This is a genomic window from Psychrobacter sp., from assembly GCF_036731945.1.
GTDB lineage: Bacteria > Pseudomonadota > Gammaproteobacteria > Pseudomonadales > Moraxellaceae > Psychrobacter.
In genome coordinates this window covers 4,015-4,844 of the sequence record NZ_DAINDI010000065.1, presented here as the reverse complement: position 1 = coordinate 4,844, position 830 = coordinate 4,015, and the positions used below count along the sequence as shown (strand labels likewise).

Genomic DNA, 830 nt, shown 5'->3' with positions numbered 1-830 from the left:
TTGGCTTGTGGGTCTTGCGCGTCTACTTTTACGCGGCGCTCACCGCTAGCCAGTGTATAGCGCAGTAATGGCGCGTCGATACGCTGCTCATTGAGCGCAGGTTGACCTTTTGCTAGGCAAAGATAATGCTTTTGGATGGTTCTATCGACAAGATGCTGCTGTAACACTTTTAACGCTGAGCGCTTTTTAGAAATCATCAACAAGCCTGAAGTATCTTTATCAATACGATGAATCAGCTCAAGATATTTTTTGCCCGTTACTTCACGCATGGCTTCAATAACGCCAAAATCTAAACCACTACCGCCATGCACAGCAATACCAGCAGGCTTATTAAGTACGATTAGACCCTCATCTTCGTAGACCACCCGCGCCAATAAGCTATTGGCAAACTCAGCGCTGATAATCGGTTTATCGCGGGTCGCCAGCTGTACAGGCGCAATACGCACGACGTCTTCACGTTGCAATCTGTCATGCGCTTTACAGCGTTTATTATTAACGCGCACTTCGTCTGAGCGAATCATCTTGTAGATGTGGGATTTTGGCAGACCTTTTAGACGATTGAGCAAAAAATTGTCTAAGCGCTGGTCGTGCTGATGGCGCGTGACTTCAAGGTAATTGACCTTTTCAAAGTTACTGATTTCATCATCGGCACTTTGTGGGCGCGTTTTACTATTAAAGATAGCGGGCGCTTCGTGGATAGGCTGTTCGGTTGGCATTTTTGAGTTTGTCATTTTTAGTTAGGTATTTACACAAAGATTTGCTATAGTTTAGCATGTTGAGCGCCAATTAAGCAGAGGCTGCGACAATAATTCCTTGTTGTTACAGACAAT

Annotated in this window: 1 protein-coding gene; it reads right to left on the bottom strand. The window is 45.1% G+C overall.

Translation table 11 applies throughout. From position 1 onward, the window contains the following. The coding region (locus tag V7D75_RS11870; protein WP_333614726.1) for a pseudouridine synthase at positions 1-731 on the bottom strand (731 nt) is incomplete at its 3' end. Between the last annotated feature and the right edge of the window lie 99 nt (positions 732-830).